Raw genomic sequence first — 14,467 nt, forward strand, 5'->3', positions numbered from 1 at the left:
TATATACTGCCAGTGTGCTGTATAAAAAGACAGGTGCCCATGCTATGAAACCCCTTACTCCCCGCCAGGCCGAAGTGCTGGAGTTGATCAAGGCGAACATGAACGAGACCGGCATGCCGCCGACTCGCGCCGAGATTGCCCAGAAGCTTGGTTTCAAGTCGGCCAACGCGGCCGAGGAACATCTGAAGGCCCTGGCCAAAAAGGGGGTCATCGAGATCATGCCGGGCACGTCCCGCGGCATCCGCCTGCTGCTCGAAGAGGAAGAGCAGCTGGAAGAGAGCGGTCTGCCGCTGATCGGCAAGGTGGCTGCCGGCGAGCCCATCCTGGCCCAGGAACACATCGAGAGCCACTACCAGGTGGATCCCGCCCTGTTCCACCCGCGGGCAGACTTCTTGCTGCGGGTACAGGGCATGAGCATGAAGAACATCGGCATTCTGGATGGCGACCTGCTGGCGGTGCACAAGACCCAGGAGGTACGCAACGGTCAGGTGGTGGTGGCGCGGCTCGACGAAGATGTCACCGTCAAACGCTTCCAGCGCAAGGGCAGCCAGGTGTGGCTGCTGCCGGAGAATGAAGAGCTCTCCCCCATCGAGGTGGATCTCGCCAGCCAGCATCTCACCATCGAGGGGCTGGCGGTCGGCGTCATTCGCAACGCCGACTGGATGTAATCCGTGCCAACAGGGCCTCCCATGGGAGGCCCTGTTGTTTCTGCGCTCCTTTCCCCGTGATTTCAATCAGATCCTGATACCCGGCACTTTTGTCTGCGGGCGCTCGCCGCAGGCGATTCATTTCAGATATATCATTTGGTAAGGCTGGCTCACTGGCGTGAGCCGCCCCCCGATGCTCGGCAAGACGCGCAGCTTCGCGTCGCTGGTGGCAGGAACCCCGAGGGCAGCAGGGAATAACAAGCGCTTCGCGCCCGGTGCAGGCAGCATGTGTGCCTCGCCCGGGGGCAGAGGCGTCAGCGGGATAGAAGGGAGAGTGGCCAGCAGGGCGCCGGCAGTCGGCACAACATCGGCACACTCGTGCAGTCGACACGCGGCAGTCATCGGGTCGCCCCTTGCGGTGGTGGACGGTGCCGGTCGACGTGACCTGTTGATCAAGGAGGACAGGTATGGCTTCAAGCTCGCCATGGGATCCGGGTCTGGCATCGCCCGTTTCTTCCATCACCCGTTTCATCAAGGGTAACCGGATGACCCGTTTCTACGCGCTCTGGGTACACCACAAGGGCGCCTGCTGGACCATCTGGCTGGGGTGCCCGAAGGACAAGATTGTCCGCCTGGTGCGCCTGTTTCACAGCCATCACGAGCAGGGGTTGGCCGATGATCTCTGGACCGCTCCTGTCATCCCGCTGCGCGCCTCGAGCCGCCGCCTGCACGAGCGGCGCCGACAACAACCTTGACCCGTTGCAACAGCCCCACCTCCCGGTGGGGCTGTCGTTTTGGGCGATTCGGCGTCGCTTTGCAGACCCTGGCGTCATCTTCTGACCAAAGTTGGCCAGCGAACGGGCAACCGTGACAAGGGAGTGACCGGCCCGCCACTCACTGGGTTACAATAGCCCTTTCATTCTGGCCCGGCTGGCGGGCATGTCGACGTAAAGGGTTTGTTTTTTATGGTGAAACCACGTTACCCCTTGCTGTTTCTGCTGCTGGTCGGGGGCATGATGGGCGGTTTTTACTGGAGCCAGCCCTCCCTGCCCGAGCATGCCGACTACTACCCGGCGGGGCGGGACATCAATCCGTTTGCCTTCACCGATCAGGATGGCCAGCCCTTCGTGCCGGCCAGCCTGACCGGCCACTGGACCTTCCTGTTCGTCGGCTACACCTTCTGTCCCGACATCTGCCCGACCACCCTGGCGGATCTGCGTTCCGTCTACCCCGAGCTGAAAAAGATCGCTCCGAGCAGCCAGGTGGTGTTCATCTCGGCGGATCCGCAGCGGGACGACGTGGCCCGACTCAAGACCTACACCGCCTTCTTCAACCCGGAGTTCAAGGCGGCGACCGGCCCTCACGACAAGCTGTTTCCCTTCGTGCGCAATCTGGGGCTCATCTACTCCATCGCCGATCAGGGGGAGAAGGATTACCTGATTGACCACTCCGCCTCCATCGTGCTGATCAATCCGGCCGGCAAACTGGAAGCCGTGTTTCGCCCCCGTCTGAGCGAGGACGGGGTGCCCAGGGTGGTGATGGCGAGCATGGTGTCGGACTTTGCCAGGATAGTGCGGCTGGATGGCGAATAGTGATGAGCAACGGACTGCCTCAGGCATGTTGACCCCCGTCTGGTGGCGAGACGGGCGCCGCCATCGCGCCGTGTTTGCCCTCGCCCTGCCCATGGTCTTCTCCAATGTCACCACCCCACTGCTGGGGCTGGTGGACACCTGGGTGATCGGTCATCTCGGCCAGGCCTGGTTCCTCGGTGGCGTGTCGGTTGGAGCCACCCTCATCAACCTGCTGTTCTGGCTGCTCGGCTTTCTGCGGATGTCCACCACCGGCCTGACCGCCCAGGCCCATGGCGCCAGCAGCCCGGCCGGCCAGCTCGACACCCTGGCCAGGGCGCTGGGGCTCGCCATCGCACTGGGGCTGGCGTTGTTGCTGCTGTTGCTGCCGTTGCTCCCCACCCTCATCGCCCTCAGCGGTGGCTCCGCCGAGGTGCAGCACTATGCCGCCGAGTACGTCTCGGTACGGATCTGGAGTGCCCCGGCGGCGCTCTGCAACCTGGTGATCATGGGCTGGTTGCTGGGCATGCAGGATGCGCGCAGCCCCATGCTGCTGCTGATCTTCACCAACCTGGTCAACATGGGGCTCGATGCCTGGTTCGTGCTGGGGCTGGGCTGGCAGGTGAAGGGGGTGGCTGGCGCTTCGCTGCTGGCGGACTACAGCGCGCTCGGGTTGGGACTTTGGCTGGTGAGCCGGCACCTGCGCCGGCTGGCGCCGACGGCGTGGCAGGGGGCCTGGCAGCGCTGGCGCCAGTGGCCCGCGTTGCTGCGACTGTTGGCCCTGAACCGGGACATCTTCATCCGCTCCCTCTGCCTGCAGCTCTGTTTCGCCTTCATGACCCTGCAGGGGGCCAGGTTGGGGGATGTGGCGGTGGCAGCCAATGCGGTGCTGCTCAACTTTTTGATGCTCATCTCCTACGGGCTGGACGGCTTCGCCTATGCGGTGGAGGCCATGGTGGGGCGCGCCATCGGACGTCGGGATCGGCAGGGACTGCGGGAGGCCATCGGCCTCAACCTCGGCTGGGCGCTGCTGATTGCGCTGGGCTTCAGCCTGCTGTTTGCGCTGGGGGGCAGCCGGCTGATTGGGTACATCACGGATCTGCCGGCGGTGATCGCCGCGGCCAATGCGCAGCTGCCCTGGCTCATCGCCATGCCGCTGTTGGCGGTCTGGTGTTTCCTGCTGGACGGGGTCTTCATCGGGGCGACCCGGGCCCGGGAGATGCGCAACAGCATGCTGGTGGCGGCCCTCGGCGGCTTCTTCCCGGTCTGGTGGCTCTGTCAGGGCTGGGGCGTGGCGGCCTTGTGGGCCGCGATGGCGGCCCTGATGACGGGGCGGGGACTGACGTTGGGCTGGCTCTGCTGGCAGCTGGAGCGCGATGGTCGGCTGCTCCACTCACCCCACGGGGCGGGGGAGGCGCAGCAGGCCTCCTCCTGAGCCCGCTATCTAGCCAGGCAGGTCCGGTTCAGACCTGCAGCGAACCGGGGTAGCCCAGCTGGCGCCAGCTTTCGTAGACGAATACCGCTACCGCGTTGGAGAGATTGATGCTGCGGCTCTGGGGCAGCATGGGGATGCGCAGCCGCTGCTCGAACGGTAGGCTCTCGATGATCTCGATGGGCAGGCCGCGGCTCTCGGGCCCGAACAACAGGGCGTCCCCGGCGGCAAACTGCACTGCCGAATGGGCGGTGCGTCCCTTGGTGGTACAGGCAAATACCCGCGTCGGCGCTACCGCCGCCAGGAAGGCCTCGAAGTTCGGCCAGCGCTTCACCTCTGCGAACTCGTGATAGTCGAGCCCCGCCCGTTTCACCCGCTTGTCATCCCACTCGAACCCCAGCGGCTCTATCAGGTGCAGCCGATAGCCGGTGTTGGCACAGAGGCGGATGATGTTGCCGGTGTTGGGCGGAATTTCCGGTTGGTAGAGCACGATGTCGAGCATGACGGCGTCCTGATGGGGCGAAAAGGGCGCCAGCATACCCAGCGCCCGGGCGGATGAAAAGGGCCTGCTCAGCCAATGGGCAGGCGGATGGTGATGGTCAGCCCGGCCGGGTGGTTGCTGCTGGCGCGGATGGTGCCGCCGTGGCGCAGGATGGCCTCCGCGGCGATGGCCAGCCCCAGTCCGGTGCCGCCGGTCTTGGCGTTGCGGGCATCATCCACCCGAAAGAAGGGCAGGAACAGCTGCGGCTGCTGCTCCACCGGTACGCCGGGGCCGTCGTCGCGGATGGTCATCACCCACTCCCGTCCCTCCCGGTACCAGTCCACCTTGATGAACTCGCGGGCATATTTGAGCGCGTTGCGCAGCGGGTTTTCCAGCGCCCGGGCCAGCAGATCGGGCCACATCCGCAGGGAGTCGGTGGGCAGCGGCGGCAACCTGAGCTGCTTGCCGCTCTGGTTTGCCTCGAACATGGCGTCGTCCAGGATGGGCTCCAACAGATCGGCCAGCGGCATCACCACCGGCGCCTCCACATGTTGTTGCACCCGCGACAGGTCGAGCAGGTCGCCGATCAGCTTGTCGAGCCGGCCGATCTCCGATTCGATCCGGGCCAGCTCGTTGCTGTCCCCCTGCTTGCGGCGGATCAGCGCCTGCGCCAGCTGGATGCGGGTGAGCGGGCTGCGCAGCTCGTGGGAGATGTCGGAGAGCAGCTGTTTCTGCTTCTGGATCATGTTCTTGAGGGTATCGACCATGTGGCTGACGTGATCCGCCAGCTGGCCTATCTCGTCCCGTCGCCCCAGGTTGGGGATCTGCGCCTCCAGATTGCCCTCCGCCAGCCGGGAGACCGACTGCTGCAGCTGCAGGATGGGGCGGGTCAGCCGCCAGGCCAGCAGCAGGCAGAGCGGGGTGCTGACCAGCATGGCGATGCCGAGGATCTGGATCGGGTGATCCAGGATCTGGATGAACAGGAACAGATAGGAGTTCTCGACGTTGAGGCCGAAGTAGACGTGGTAGATCTGGCCGCGATGCTCCATCTGGAAGGGGCCGGCGATGGCCCGCTTGTGCTCGCTGCCCAGCATGGGCTTGGCCGGGTTGTCCGAATCGAGCATGAAACGGACCACGAACTTGCTCAGGCGGGTGCTGGACTGCATCTGCCCCTTGGCATCGCGCAGGTAGATGTTGTCCACCGGCAGCAGGCCGGCGGCGTCGATGGCCTGGGCCAGATCGAAATCCTGAGTGGGATCCGCCCCCTTCTGCAGCGCCTTCAGATTGTTGTTGAGGCGGGCGATCTCGTGGGCCGGCAGCGGGATGATGTTGCGGGGATCCAGGGTCGGCAGGATCACCACGGCGGCCACCACCAGCAACAGCATGAACCAGAACCAGAGGAAGATCTGGGTGGAGAGACCGTTGAAGGTGCGGGCCGTTCTCATGCCTGTTCCAGCCACAGGTAGCCACGGCCGCGCACCGTCTTGAAGCGGGGCTGGCCGTCGGTGCGCTCAGGCAGCTTCTTGCGCAGGTTGCTCAGGTGCATGTCGATGGCGCGATCGAAGGGCTCCAGCTTCTTGCCCAGCACCAGCTCGGAGAGCTGGCTCTTGCTGACGATCTGGCCTGGATTGCGCAACAGGCACTCCAGCAGGCCGAATTCGGTGGCGGTCAGCTCCAGCAGATCGCCGTGGCAGCTGGCCTGCTGCAGGCCGGGCTGCAGCACCAGATCCATGAAGCGCACCTCGTCCGAACTGCCGCCGCGCTGGGGCTGGCTGCCCTGGGTGCGGCGCAGGATGGCGCGCACCCGGGCCAGCAGCTCCCTGTCATCGAACGGCTTGGCCAGGTAGTCGTCGGCCCCCGCCTCCAGACCGTTGACTCGATCCTGACTGTCGCCGCGGGCGGTCAGCATCAGCACCGGGGTGTCGTGGGTCTTGCGCAGCCGGGTCAGCATGGCGAAGCCATTGAGCTTGGGCATCATCACGTCCAGCAGGACCAGGTTGAAGTGCTGTTCGGCCAGCCGCTGCAACCCCTCTTCACCATCCTCGGCGACGGTCACCTGGAAGCCTTCCAGGGTCAGAATTTCGGTGAGCAACTGGGTCAGCTCGAGATCGTCATCGACCAGGAGTATTTTGTGCATCTGAAGTCATTCCGCTGATTTTTCGCGCCAGACTGGCGCAGGGGTCAGGGTATAATAGATTTTTAACCGCAAGAGGAAAGCCGGTTTTGAGCCATCAACAATATTCCCGCTGGGTGACGCTGGCCAGCATGGCCGCCGTCACCACCGCTACCCTGCTGATCACCGGCAAGCTGATCGCCTGGCTGATGACCGACTCCTCGAGCCTGCTGGCCTCCCTCACCGACTCCTTCATGGACGTGAGCGCCTCCATCATCAACCTGCTGGCCATTCGCTACGCCCTCTCACCGGCCGACGACGAGCATCGCTTCGGCCATGGCAAGGCGGAGTCGCTGGCCGGGCTGATCCAGTCAGCCTTCATCTCGGGCTCCGCGCTGCTGCTGGTGATGCACGGCATCTCCTCCCTGCTCAAGCAGGCACCGCTGGAGCGGCTCGAGGCGGGTTTGTGGGTCAGCGGCGGCTCCATCGTGCTGACCCTGCTGCTGGTCAGTTTCCAGAGTTTCGTCATCCGCAAGACCAACAGCGTGGCCATCAAGGCCGACATGCTGCACTACCGCTCCGATCTGCTGCTCAACGGCGGTGTGTTGCTGGCACTGGTGCTGGCGGGGCAGGGCTGGTACTGGGCCGACGGCCTGTTTGCCATCCTGATCGGGCTGTTCCTGCTGTGGGGGGCGCTGCACATCGGTTATGAATCGGTACAGGCGCTGCTCGATCGTCAGTTGCCAGCCGAGGAACAAGCGAGAATAATGGCCCTCTGCTGTGCCGTCGAAGGTGTACACGGGGTGCATGATCTGCGCACCCGCCAGTCCGGTCCGACCCGCTTCGTGCAGTTGCATCTGGAACTGGACGATCAGCTCCCTCTGGTCAAGGCCCATCAGATTGCCGATGAAGCCGAACTGGCGGTTCGTCAGACATTCGAGCGCATGGATGTTATCATCCACATGGACCCCATCTCCGTGGTGCACAAGGAACAGCAAGGCACTCCCTCAGAACAACAGTAGGCTGCAACATGGATGATCTGGTTGCCAGAACCTGGCAAAAAATTCAGCAAGAAGCGGCGAGCATGGCGACCGAAGAACCCATGCTGGCCAGCTTCTTCCACTCCACCATTCTCAATCACAAGAACCTGCGTTCGGCCCTCAGCTTCCAGCTGGCCAACAAGCTCGACAGCGCCACCATGCCCGCCATCGCCCTGCGCGAGGTGATCGAGCTGGCTCTGCGCAGCGAGCCCGAGCTGCTGACCATGGTCGCCGCCGACATCTGCGCGGTGCAGGAGCGCGACCCGGCGGTCGATCTCTTCTCCACCCCGCTGCTCTACCTGAAGGGATTCCATGCCCTACAGGGCTATCGGGTCGCCAACTGGCTGTGGCGCCAGGGGCGTCGTTCGCTGGCGCTCTACCTGCAGAACCAGATCTCCGTGGTGTTCGGGGTGGACGTGCACCCGGCCGCCCGCATCGGCAAGGGCATCATGTTTGACCATGCCACCGGTATCGTGGTCGGCGAGACGGCGGTGATCGAGGACGATGTCTCCATCCTGCAGAGCGTCACCCTGGGTGGTACCGGCAAGGAGAGCGGCGATCGCCACCCCAAGATCCGGGAAGGGGTGATGATAGGGGCGGGCGCCAAGGTGCTCGGCAACATCGAAGTGGGCATGGGCGCCAAGATCGGCGCCGGCAGCGTGGTGATCAACCCGGTGCCGCCGCACACCACAGTGGCGGGCGTGCCCGCCAAGATCGTGGGCCGTCCGGAGTGCGAGAAGCCGTCGCTGGACATGGATCAGTGTCTCTGATCCCCTGACCGAGGCGAGTCGATGGCCAAGCGCTGGTCGGGTTATCTGATCCTGGGGATGTGGCTGCTCAACCTGCTGCACCTCTATCTGGGGTTCTCCCCCTGGCCGGCGGCCATCGCCGCCTGGGGAGCCTCCCTGCTCACCTGGCCCTGGCTGGTTGGGGCGGCGCGCCGTCAGGCGCTGGCCCTGTACGGGGCGGCACTGGCCCTGCTGATCTTCTCCTGCTGGCAAGGCGCTAGCCTCCAGCCGGCGGACTGGCTGCTGCCCAACATCAACATGCTCACCATGTTTGCGGCGGTGAGCACCCTCAATCTCGCCACCTCGGGCCTGCTGACCGGCACCACCTCATGGCAAGGGCGCAAGGGGCTGTGGAGCACCATGGCCAGCCTCAACCTGCTGGGGGCCGTCATCAACCTCTCGGTGCTCTTCATCATCGGCGATCGGCTGGAACGGGGCGGCACCCTGGAGCGGCGTCAGGTACTGGTGCTGAGCCGGATCTTCTGTGCGGCGGCCTTCTGGTCACCCTTCTTCGTCGCCATGGCGGTGGCGCTCACCTATGCCCCCGGTCTGCAGCTGTCGCAGATCCTGCCGTTCGGGCTGGTGGCAACCCTGCTGGCGATGGGGTTGACCGCCTGGCAGGTGGAGCGGCTGGGGGTAGCGGACTTTGCCGGCTACCCGCTGCGGCTGCAGACCCTGGGGCTGCCGGTCGCCCTGGCCGGGCTGGTGCTGCTGATCAAGCAGATTTGGCCGGATCTCGGCATCCTGGCGGTGATCGCCCTGGTGGCGCCGCTGCTGGCGTTTGCCTTTATGCCGAGCGCGGGGCGAGGCCCTGCCCTCAAGCGGCAGGTGGTGGAGCGCTTTCCCGCCATCGGCGGTCAGATTGTGCTGTTTCTGGGGGCCGGTCTGCTGGCTGCCGGCATCAACAGCGCCTTGTCGGTGCTCGAGCTGGGCGGTGGCCACGGCTTGCCCTTCTTCCATCACTTCGGCTGGCTGGAGGCCTCGCTCACCCTGCTGCTGATCCTGCTGGTGGCCATCGTCGGGGTGCACCCGCTCATCAGCATCTCCGGGCTGGCGCCGCTGCTGTGGCCACTGGCGCCGGATCCCAGCCTGCTTGGCATGACCTTTTTGCTGGGGTGGGGGCTGGCCACCGGCACCAGCCCGCTCTCCGGCTCCAACCTGGCGCTGGCCTCCCGTTACAACCTGAGTGCCGGGGCCATTTTGCGCGGCAACCTGCTCTACGGCCTGCTGATGTACGGGGTCGCCTGTCTGCTGCTGGGGGCCTATATCGCCCTGCACAGCTGAGGTGTCCGTTTGATGTGAATAGGGGAGCAGATCGGATGCAATGGCGGCTTGTGCGGGCCCTGCCGTGGCCTCGGCGCAGGATGCGAGAAAAATAGACGCATATTTAGTCAATACATCCATGGAAGGCGCATTTTACAGCGCACCGGCTTGTTTGTGCCGATGCCATCAGGGTATGCTGGCTTCACGCGCTTGAATCGCCCTCTGTGGGGCATCGCAATTGAACATACAGGTATGCATATGTCACTAGAAGTCCTTGAGCAACTCGAATCCAAAGTACAATCCGCCGTCGACAACATCTCCCTGCTGAAGATGGAGCTGGACGAGCTGAAAGAGCAGAACAGCAAGCTGCAAGACGAAAACCACCAACTGCGCAACGAGCACGTTGCCTGGCAAGAGCGTCTGCGTGCCCTGCTGGGCAAGATGGACCAGATGGGCGATGCCATCTGATCCCGTCTAGATTGACCGGAATGAAAGCGGGCCGCTCTTTGAGCGGCCCGCTTGTTTTGGTTTGCCGGGCAATCAGAGTGCCAGCAGCTGTTTGACGGTCTTCTCGATGCCGTCCGCCGCCTCCACAATATTGTTGGCCAGCATGTAAGCAGGGGTGGAGATGACCTTGCGCTCCTGATCCACCACGAATTCGCGCACCGGGCAGTCGAGATGACTGCCACCCATGGCTTCGATGGCGTTGGCGGCGCCCTCGTCGTTGCCAATGGTGGCCAGGGTGCCTGCCCCATAGATGAGCGGGATCATGGCCGGTGCGATGCAGATGTAGGCGGCCGGTTTGCCTGCTCTGGCAAAGCTCTGGCAGGCCTTCAGCACATCCGGCTGGATGCGGCACTCTGCGCCCTTGATGGCGAAGTCACACAGGTTCTTGGCGGCGCCGAAGCCGCCCGGCACCAGCAGGGCGTCGAAGTCGGCTGCATCCAGTTCAGCCACATCCCTGATCTGGCCGCGGCAGATGCGGGCCGCCTCGACCAGCACGTTGCGGCTCTCTCCCTCGCTGACCTCGCCGGTCAGGTGATTGATGACATGAAGCTGAGGGACATTGGGGGCGAAGCATTGAACGGATGCCCCCTGACGGGCCAGCGCCAGCAGGCTGATGACGGCCTCGTGGATTTCGGCGCCGTCAAACACGCCACAACCACTCAAGATCACGGCCACTTTTTTCATGACAGACTCCTCGTTGTTGAAAATGTGAGCCAGGGTAGATTGTTGTACTTTTGTATGGTTATCGTTCGACCTCCGCTGGTCAAGTCATCTCCCTGTGCTAGGATTGTTTCGTTTTGGATCCTGCCTCAGTACCCCCCTTGAATTTTTTTCCACATTGATCGAGATCATGATGAGTGTGTCATGTTGAGTTTTCATGATCTCAACGTAATGTTTTAAAAGATATTTTTTGTTTTAATCCACAGCTTTGTCACGGCCGTGATGCAATGGTGCCATTTTTGAGCACAGAGTTATCCACAGCAATGTGCCCCATCGGTGCGCCGGGGTGATGGTGGGAGTCCCCTTGGTGTGGTGCGGGCCCTGTGGCATCCTAGCGGCTGTTTATTCTTGGCAGGACGATTTTCATGGCCTCTAGCAATCCTCTTATTCTGGTCGACGGCTCTTCATATCTTTACCGCGCCTTCTTTGCCTCGCAGCAGGCCGATCTGCGCACCTCGACCGGCTTGCCTAGCGGCGCCGTCCGTGTCATGGCCAACATGATGCGCAGCCTTCGCAAGCAGTACCCCGACTGCCACGTGGCCGTGGTGTTCGACGCCAAGGGCAAGACCTTCCGTGACGACATCTATCCCGAATACAAGGCAACACGCGCCAGCATGCCGGACGATCTGCGCAGCCAGGTCGCTCCTATCCACCAGATGATCAAGGCAATGGGTTTCCCCTTCCTGATGGTCGAAGGGGTGGAGGCCGACGACGTGATCGGCACCCTGGCCCGTCAGGCGACCGAGAAACAGCTGCCTGTGCTCATCAGCACCGGCGACAAGGACATGGCGCAGCTGGTCTCCGACCATGTCACCCTGATCGACACCATGAAGGATGTGAAGACCGATCGGGAAGGGGTGATCGAGAAGTTCGGCGTACCGCCCGAGCTCATCATCGATTACCTGGCGCTGATGGGGGACAAGGTGGACAACATTCCCGGCATGACCGGTGTCGGCGAGAAGACCGCACTGGCCCTGTTGCAGGGGATAGGCAGCATCGACGAGATTGCCGCCAACCTCGACAAGGTGGCGGCGCTCGGCTTCCGCGGCTCCAAGGCGTTTGCCGACAAGTTCCGCGAGCAGGAAGAGCAGGTGCGCCTTTCCTATGTGCTGGCCACCATCAAGACCGACGTGGTGCTGGAGCAGAGTCTGGAAGAGTTGCAGCTTGGCCCCATCGACAAAGAGGCTCTACTGGCGGTCTACCGCGAGTACGAGCTGCGCAACCTGATCAAAGAACTGGAGTCTGGTGGCGAGGAGAGCGAAGCCGCAGGTGATGAGGAAGGCGCCGCCCCGGTAGCCGCCATCGAAACCGACTATCGCTGCATCCTGGATGAGGCCGAATTCGACGAGTGGCTGGCACGGTTGCAGGCGGCGCCGCTGTTTGCCTTCGACACCGAGACCACCAGTCTCGACTATATGGAAGCGCGCGTCGTTGGCGTCTCCTTTGCCATCGAACCGGGCAAGGCGGCCTATGTGCCCTTCGGCCACGATTATCTGGGGGCGCCGGTACAGCTGACCGAGGCCGTGGTGCTCGGCAAGCTCAAACCGCTGCTGGAAGATCCGGCCCACCTCAAGGTGGGGCAGAACCTCAAATACGATCGCAACGTGCTGCTCAATCACGGCATCGAGCTGCAGGGTATCGCCTACGACACCATGCTCGAGTCCTATGTGCTCAACTCCACCGCTAGTCGTCACGACATGGACTCGCTGGCCCGCAGGTATCTGAACGCCGAAACTATCTCGTTCGAGGATATCGCCGGCAAGGGGGTCAAGCAGCTCACCTTCAACCAGATTGAGCTGGAGCAGGCGGCCCCCTACGCGGCGGAAGATGCCGATATCACCCTGCGCCTGCATCAGGCGCTGTGGGGCAAGCTCTCTGCCGAGCCGGGTCTAGCCAAAGTATTTAGCGAGATCGAACTGCCGCTGCTGCCGGTGCTGGCACGGATGGAGCGGCTCGGCACCACCATCGAGCCCAAGCTGCTGCATCAGCAGAGTCAGGAGATCGAAGTGCGGCTGGCAGAGCTGGAGAAACAGGCCCACGAGCTGGCCGGGCAGGAGTTCAACCTCTCCTCGCCCAAGCAGCTGGGGGAGATCCTCTTCACCAAGCTGGGGCTGCCGATCATCAAAAAGACCCCCAAGGGAGCCCCATCCACCGCGGAAGAGGTGCTGGCCGAGCTGGCGGAGACCTATGAGCTGCCGCAACTGCTGATGAAGCACCGTGGCCTGGCCAAGCTCAAGTCCACCTACACCGACAAGCTGCCGCTGATGATCAAGCCGCAGACCGGGCGGGTGCACACCTCCTATCATCAGGCGGTGGCGGCGACCGGGCGGCTCTCGTCTACCGATCCCAACCTGCAGAACATCCCGGTGCGCAACGAACAGGGGCGTCGCATTCGGCAGGCCTTCATCCCGTGCGCCGGTTACAAGCTGGTGGCGGCGGACTACTCCCAGATCGAGCTGCGCATCATGGCCCACCTCTCCGGTGACAAGGGGTTGCTGACCGCCTTCGCCGAGGGCAAGGACATCCACAAGGCGACCGCTGCCGAGGTATTCGGGGTTGAACTTGATGCGGTGACCAGCGACATGCGTCGCAGCGCCAAGGCGATCAACTTCGGCCTCATCTACGGCATGAGTGCCTTCGGTCTGGCCAAGCAGCTGGGGATCGGTCGCGCCGAAGCGCAGAAGTACATGGATCTCTACTTCGAACGCTACCCGGGTGTGCTGGAGTACATGGAGCGCACCCGCCAGCAGGCGGATGCCCAGGGCTATGTCGAGACTCTGTTCGGTCGCCGTCTCTATCTGCCGGACATCAAGTCGCGCAACGCCGGTCTGCGCAAGGCCGCGGAACGGGCCGCCATCAACGCCCCCATGCAGGGTACGGCCGCCGACATCATCAAGCGTGCCATGATCAACGTTGATGGCTGGATCCGGGGCATTGAAGACCAGTCGATCCGCATGTTGATGCAGGTGCACGATGAACTGGTGTTCGAGATCCGCGAAGAGAAGCTGGAGGAATACATCGGCATCATCAAGGAGAAGATGTCAGCCGCTGCCGAATTGCATGTGCCGCTGGTGGTCGAAGCGGGCACCGGTGACAACTGGGATCAGGCCCACTGATCGCTGGCAGTCGTCATCGACACCTATATAGCTATATAAGACGCGAAGCCCGGCATCATGCCGGGCTTCCTGTTTGTGGCTATCTGGATTCAGACCTCTTGCAGGTATTCGTCCTTGAGCAGGACATAGTTGTCGGCCGAGGTCTTGAGGAAGGCGATCTCGGCCGGCTTGAGAGGGCGTGCCTGCTTGATGGGATTACCCATATAAAGAAAGCCGGCCTCGAGTCGCTTGCCCGGTGGCACCAGACTGCCGGCACCGATCATCACATCATCTTCGACCACGGCCCCGTCCAGCAGGATGGCACCCATGCCGACCAGCACCCGGTTGCCAATGGTGCAGCCATGCAGCATCGCCTTGTGGCCGACCGTGACATCTTCCCCGATCAACAACGGATAGCCGGCCGGGTTGCTGGCACTCTTGCGGGTCAGGTGCAGCACTGTGCCGTCCTGAATGTTGCTGCGGGCACCGATGCGGATATGGTTGACGTCCCCTCTGGCGGCCACCATGGGCCAGATGCTGGCATCGTCACCCAGCTGGATATCGCCCACCAGGGTGGCGCAGGGGTCTACATATACCCGTTTGCCCAGTTGCGGGCGTTTTCCCTTGTAAGGTCTCAGTCGCAAGTCCATCTTGGCCTCCTTGTTTTCGGCCATTCTAGCAATTCGGCACCGGTTTCTGTGGATAAGTTTGTATAAAAGCTGTGCTTGGATATGAATAACTAAAAAAGTGCAGTTTTTTACAATTTTATTGCAGGGGAGGGGTTGCCAGAACGAATTCACTCCCTATAATGCG

At 62.9% G+C, this 14,467-nt stretch carries 14 protein-coding genes; 9 read left to right on the forward strand and 5 right to left on the reverse strand.

The genetic code is table 11. The annotated features are described in order from the left end of the window. Positions 1 to 44: 44 nt before the first annotated feature. From lexA to I6L33_RS05005, 4 genes are all read left to right on the forward strand, one after another. Positions 45 to 668, forward strand: a complete 624-nt coding sequence (gene lexA / locus I6L33_RS04990) for a transcriptional repressor LexA (protein WP_005307564.1) — start codon at positions 45 to 47, stop codon at positions 666 to 668. Positions 669 to 1,114: 446 nt separating this feature from the next. After that, positions 1,115 to 1,402, forward strand: coding sequence for a hypothetical protein (locus I6L33_RS04995; RefSeq protein ID WP_005307567.1), 288 nt, complete (start codon positions 1,115 to 1,117; stop codon positions 1,400 to 1,402). A 210-nt stretch (positions 1,403 to 1,612) separates the two neighbouring features. Continuing rightward, positions 1,613 to 2,239, forward strand: a complete 627-nt coding sequence (locus I6L33_RS05000; RefSeq protein WP_005307570.1) for an SCO family protein — start codon at positions 1,613 to 1,615, stop codon at positions 2,237 to 2,239. Continuing rightward, positions 2,229 to 3,650, forward strand: coding sequence for an MATE family efflux transporter (locus I6L33_RS05005; protein ID WP_216973648.1), 1,422 nt, complete (start codon positions 2,229 to 2,231; stop codon positions 3,648 to 3,650). The genes I6L33_RS05000 and I6L33_RS05005 overlap by 11 nt, the downstream gene beginning before the upstream one ends. Before the next feature lie 28 nt (positions 3,651 to 3,678). Here the strand turns inward: I6L33_RS05005 and trmL are convergent, their stop codons facing one another. The 3 genes from trmL to I6L33_RS05020 form a co-directional block, all read right to left on the reverse strand. Next, positions 3,679 to 4,149, reverse strand: coding sequence for a tRNA (uridine(34)/cytosine(34)/5-carboxymethylaminomethyluridine(34)-2'-O)-methyltransferase TrmL (gene trmL / locus I6L33_RS05010; protein ID WP_005307574.1), 471 nt, complete (start codon positions 4,147 to 4,149; stop codon positions 3,679 to 3,681). Positions 4,150 to 4,217: 68 nt separating this feature from the next. Then, on the reverse strand, positions 4,218 to 5,573 hold the full coding sequence (locus I6L33_RS05015) for an ATP-binding protein (RefSeq protein ID WP_010635507.1): 1,356 nt from the start codon (positions 5,571 to 5,573) through the stop codon (positions 4,218 to 4,220). Continuing rightward, the gene (locus I6L33_RS05020; protein WP_010635506.1) at positions 5,570 to 6,265 is read right to left on the reverse strand and encodes a response regulator; all 696 of its coding nucleotides are present in this window, start codon (positions 6,263 to 6,265) and stop codon (positions 5,570 to 5,572) included. The genes I6L33_RS05015 and I6L33_RS05020 overlap by 4 nt, the downstream gene beginning before the upstream one ends. An 86-nt stretch (positions 6,266 to 6,351) precedes the next feature. Here I6L33_RS05020 and I6L33_RS05025 point away from each other — a divergent pair, with 86 nt between their 5' ends. The 4 genes from I6L33_RS05025 (at position 6,352) to I6L33_RS05040 (ending at position 9,800) form a co-directional block, all read left to right on the forward strand. Further along, positions 6,352 to 7,263: a cation diffusion facilitator family transporter gene (locus I6L33_RS05025; RefSeq protein ID WP_123245696.1), complete on the forward strand. Its 912-nt coding sequence runs from the start codon at positions 6,352 to 6,354 to the stop codon at positions 7,261 to 7,263. Positions 7,264 to 7,271: 8 nt separating this feature from the next. After that, the gene (gene cysE, locus I6L33_RS05030) at positions 7,272 to 8,051 is read left to right on the forward strand and encodes a serine O-acetyltransferase (protein ID WP_005307587.1); all 780 of its coding nucleotides are present in this window, start codon (positions 7,272 to 7,274) and stop codon (positions 8,049 to 8,051) included. Positions 8,052 to 8,072: 21 nt separating this feature from the next. Continuing rightward, positions 8,073 to 9,353 (forward strand): hypothetical protein, encoded by a 1,281-nt coding sequence (locus I6L33_RS05035; protein ID WP_123245697.1) that lies wholly within the window; start codon positions 8,073 to 8,075, stop codon positions 9,351 to 9,353. Between the two features lie 237 nt (positions 9,354 to 9,590). After that, positions 9,591 to 9,800, forward strand: coding sequence for a cell division protein ZapB (locus I6L33_RS05040; protein ID WP_010672454.1), 210 nt, complete (start codon positions 9,591 to 9,593; stop codon positions 9,798 to 9,800). Positions 9,801 to 9,872: 72 nt separating this feature from the next. On the opposite strand, the gene elbB is transcribed toward I6L33_RS05040, so the two are convergent. Continuing rightward, on the reverse strand, positions 9,873 to 10,523 hold the full coding sequence (gene elbB / locus I6L33_RS05045) for an isoprenoid biosynthesis glyoxalase ElbB (RefSeq protein ID WP_039041149.1): 651 nt from the start codon (positions 10,521 to 10,523) through the stop codon (positions 9,873 to 9,875). Between the two features lie 401 nt (positions 10,524 to 10,924). Between elbB and polA the strand changes: the two genes are divergently transcribed. Further along, positions 10,925 to 13,675 (forward strand): DNA polymerase I, encoded by a 2,751-nt coding sequence (gene polA / locus I6L33_RS05050; protein WP_216973649.1) that lies wholly within the window; start codon positions 10,925 to 10,927, stop codon positions 13,673 to 13,675. Positions 13,676 to 13,764: 89 nt separating this feature from the next. Here the strand turns inward: polA and I6L33_RS05055 are convergent, their stop codons facing one another. Next, the gene (locus I6L33_RS05055; protein WP_010635500.1) at positions 13,765 to 14,304 is read right to left on the reverse strand and encodes a gamma carbonic anhydrase family protein; all 540 of its coding nucleotides are present in this window, start codon (positions 14,302 to 14,304) and stop codon (positions 13,765 to 13,767) included. Positions 14,305 to 14,467 lie beyond the last annotated feature (163 nt).

This window comes from Aeromonas sp. FDAARGOS 1403, from assembly GCF_019047325.1.
Classification (GTDB): Bacteria; Pseudomonadota; Gammaproteobacteria; order Enterobacterales; family Aeromonadaceae; genus Aeromonas; species Aeromonas dhakensis.

What these genes read in the sequence shown, in the direction of transcription:
- lexA (WP_005307564.1), top strand. Translation starts at nt 45, where the DNA reads ATGAAACCCCTTACTCCCCGCCAGGCCGAAGTGCTGGAGTTGATCAAG.
- trmL (WP_005307574.1), bottom strand. Translation starts at nt 4,149, where the DNA reads ATGCTCGACATCGTGCTCTACCAACCGGAAATTCCGCCCAACACCGGC.
- I6L33_RS05040 (WP_010672454.1), top strand. Translation starts at nt 9,591, where the DNA reads ATGTCACTAGAAGTCCTTGAGCAACTCGAATCCAAAGTACAATCCGCC.
- I6L33_RS04995 (WP_005307567.1), top strand. Translation starts at nt 1,115, where the DNA reads ATGGCTTCAAGCTCGCCATGGGATCCGGGTCTGGCATCGCCCGTTTCT.
- I6L33_RS05055 (WP_010635500.1), bottom strand. Translation starts at nt 14,304, where the DNA reads ATGGACTTGCGACTGAGACCTTACAAGGGAAAACGCCCGCAACTGGGC.
- I6L33_RS05020 (WP_010635506.1), bottom strand. Translation starts at nt 6,265, where the DNA reads ATGCACAAAATACTCCTGGTCGATGACGATCTCGAGCTGACCCAGTTG.
- I6L33_RS05035 (WP_123245697.1), top strand. Translation starts at nt 8,073, where the DNA reads ATGGCCAAGCGCTGGTCGGGTTATCTGATCCTGGGGATGTGGCTGCTC.
- I6L33_RS05000 (WP_005307570.1), top strand. Translation starts at nt 1,613, where the DNA reads ATGGTGAAACCACGTTACCCCTTGCTGTTTCTGCTGCTGGTCGGGGGC.
- elbB (WP_039041149.1), bottom strand. Translation starts at nt 10,523, where the DNA reads ATGAAAAAAGTGGCCGTGATCTTGAGTGGTTGTGGCGTGTTTGACGGC.
- polA (WP_216973649.1), top strand. Translation starts at nt 10,925, where the DNA reads ATGGCCTCTAGCAATCCTCTTATTCTGGTCGACGGCTCTTCATATCTT.
- I6L33_RS05015 (WP_010635507.1), bottom strand. Translation starts at nt 5,573, where the DNA reads ATGAGAACGGCCCGCACCTTCAACGGTCTCTCCACCCAGATCTTCCTC.
- I6L33_RS05005 (WP_216973648.1), top strand. Translation starts at nt 2,229, where the DNA reads ATGGCGAATAGTGATGAGCAACGGACTGCCTCAGGCATGTTGACCCCC.
- cysE (WP_005307587.1), top strand. Translation starts at nt 7,272, where the DNA reads ATGGATGATCTGGTTGCCAGAACCTGGCAAAAAATTCAGCAAGAAGCG.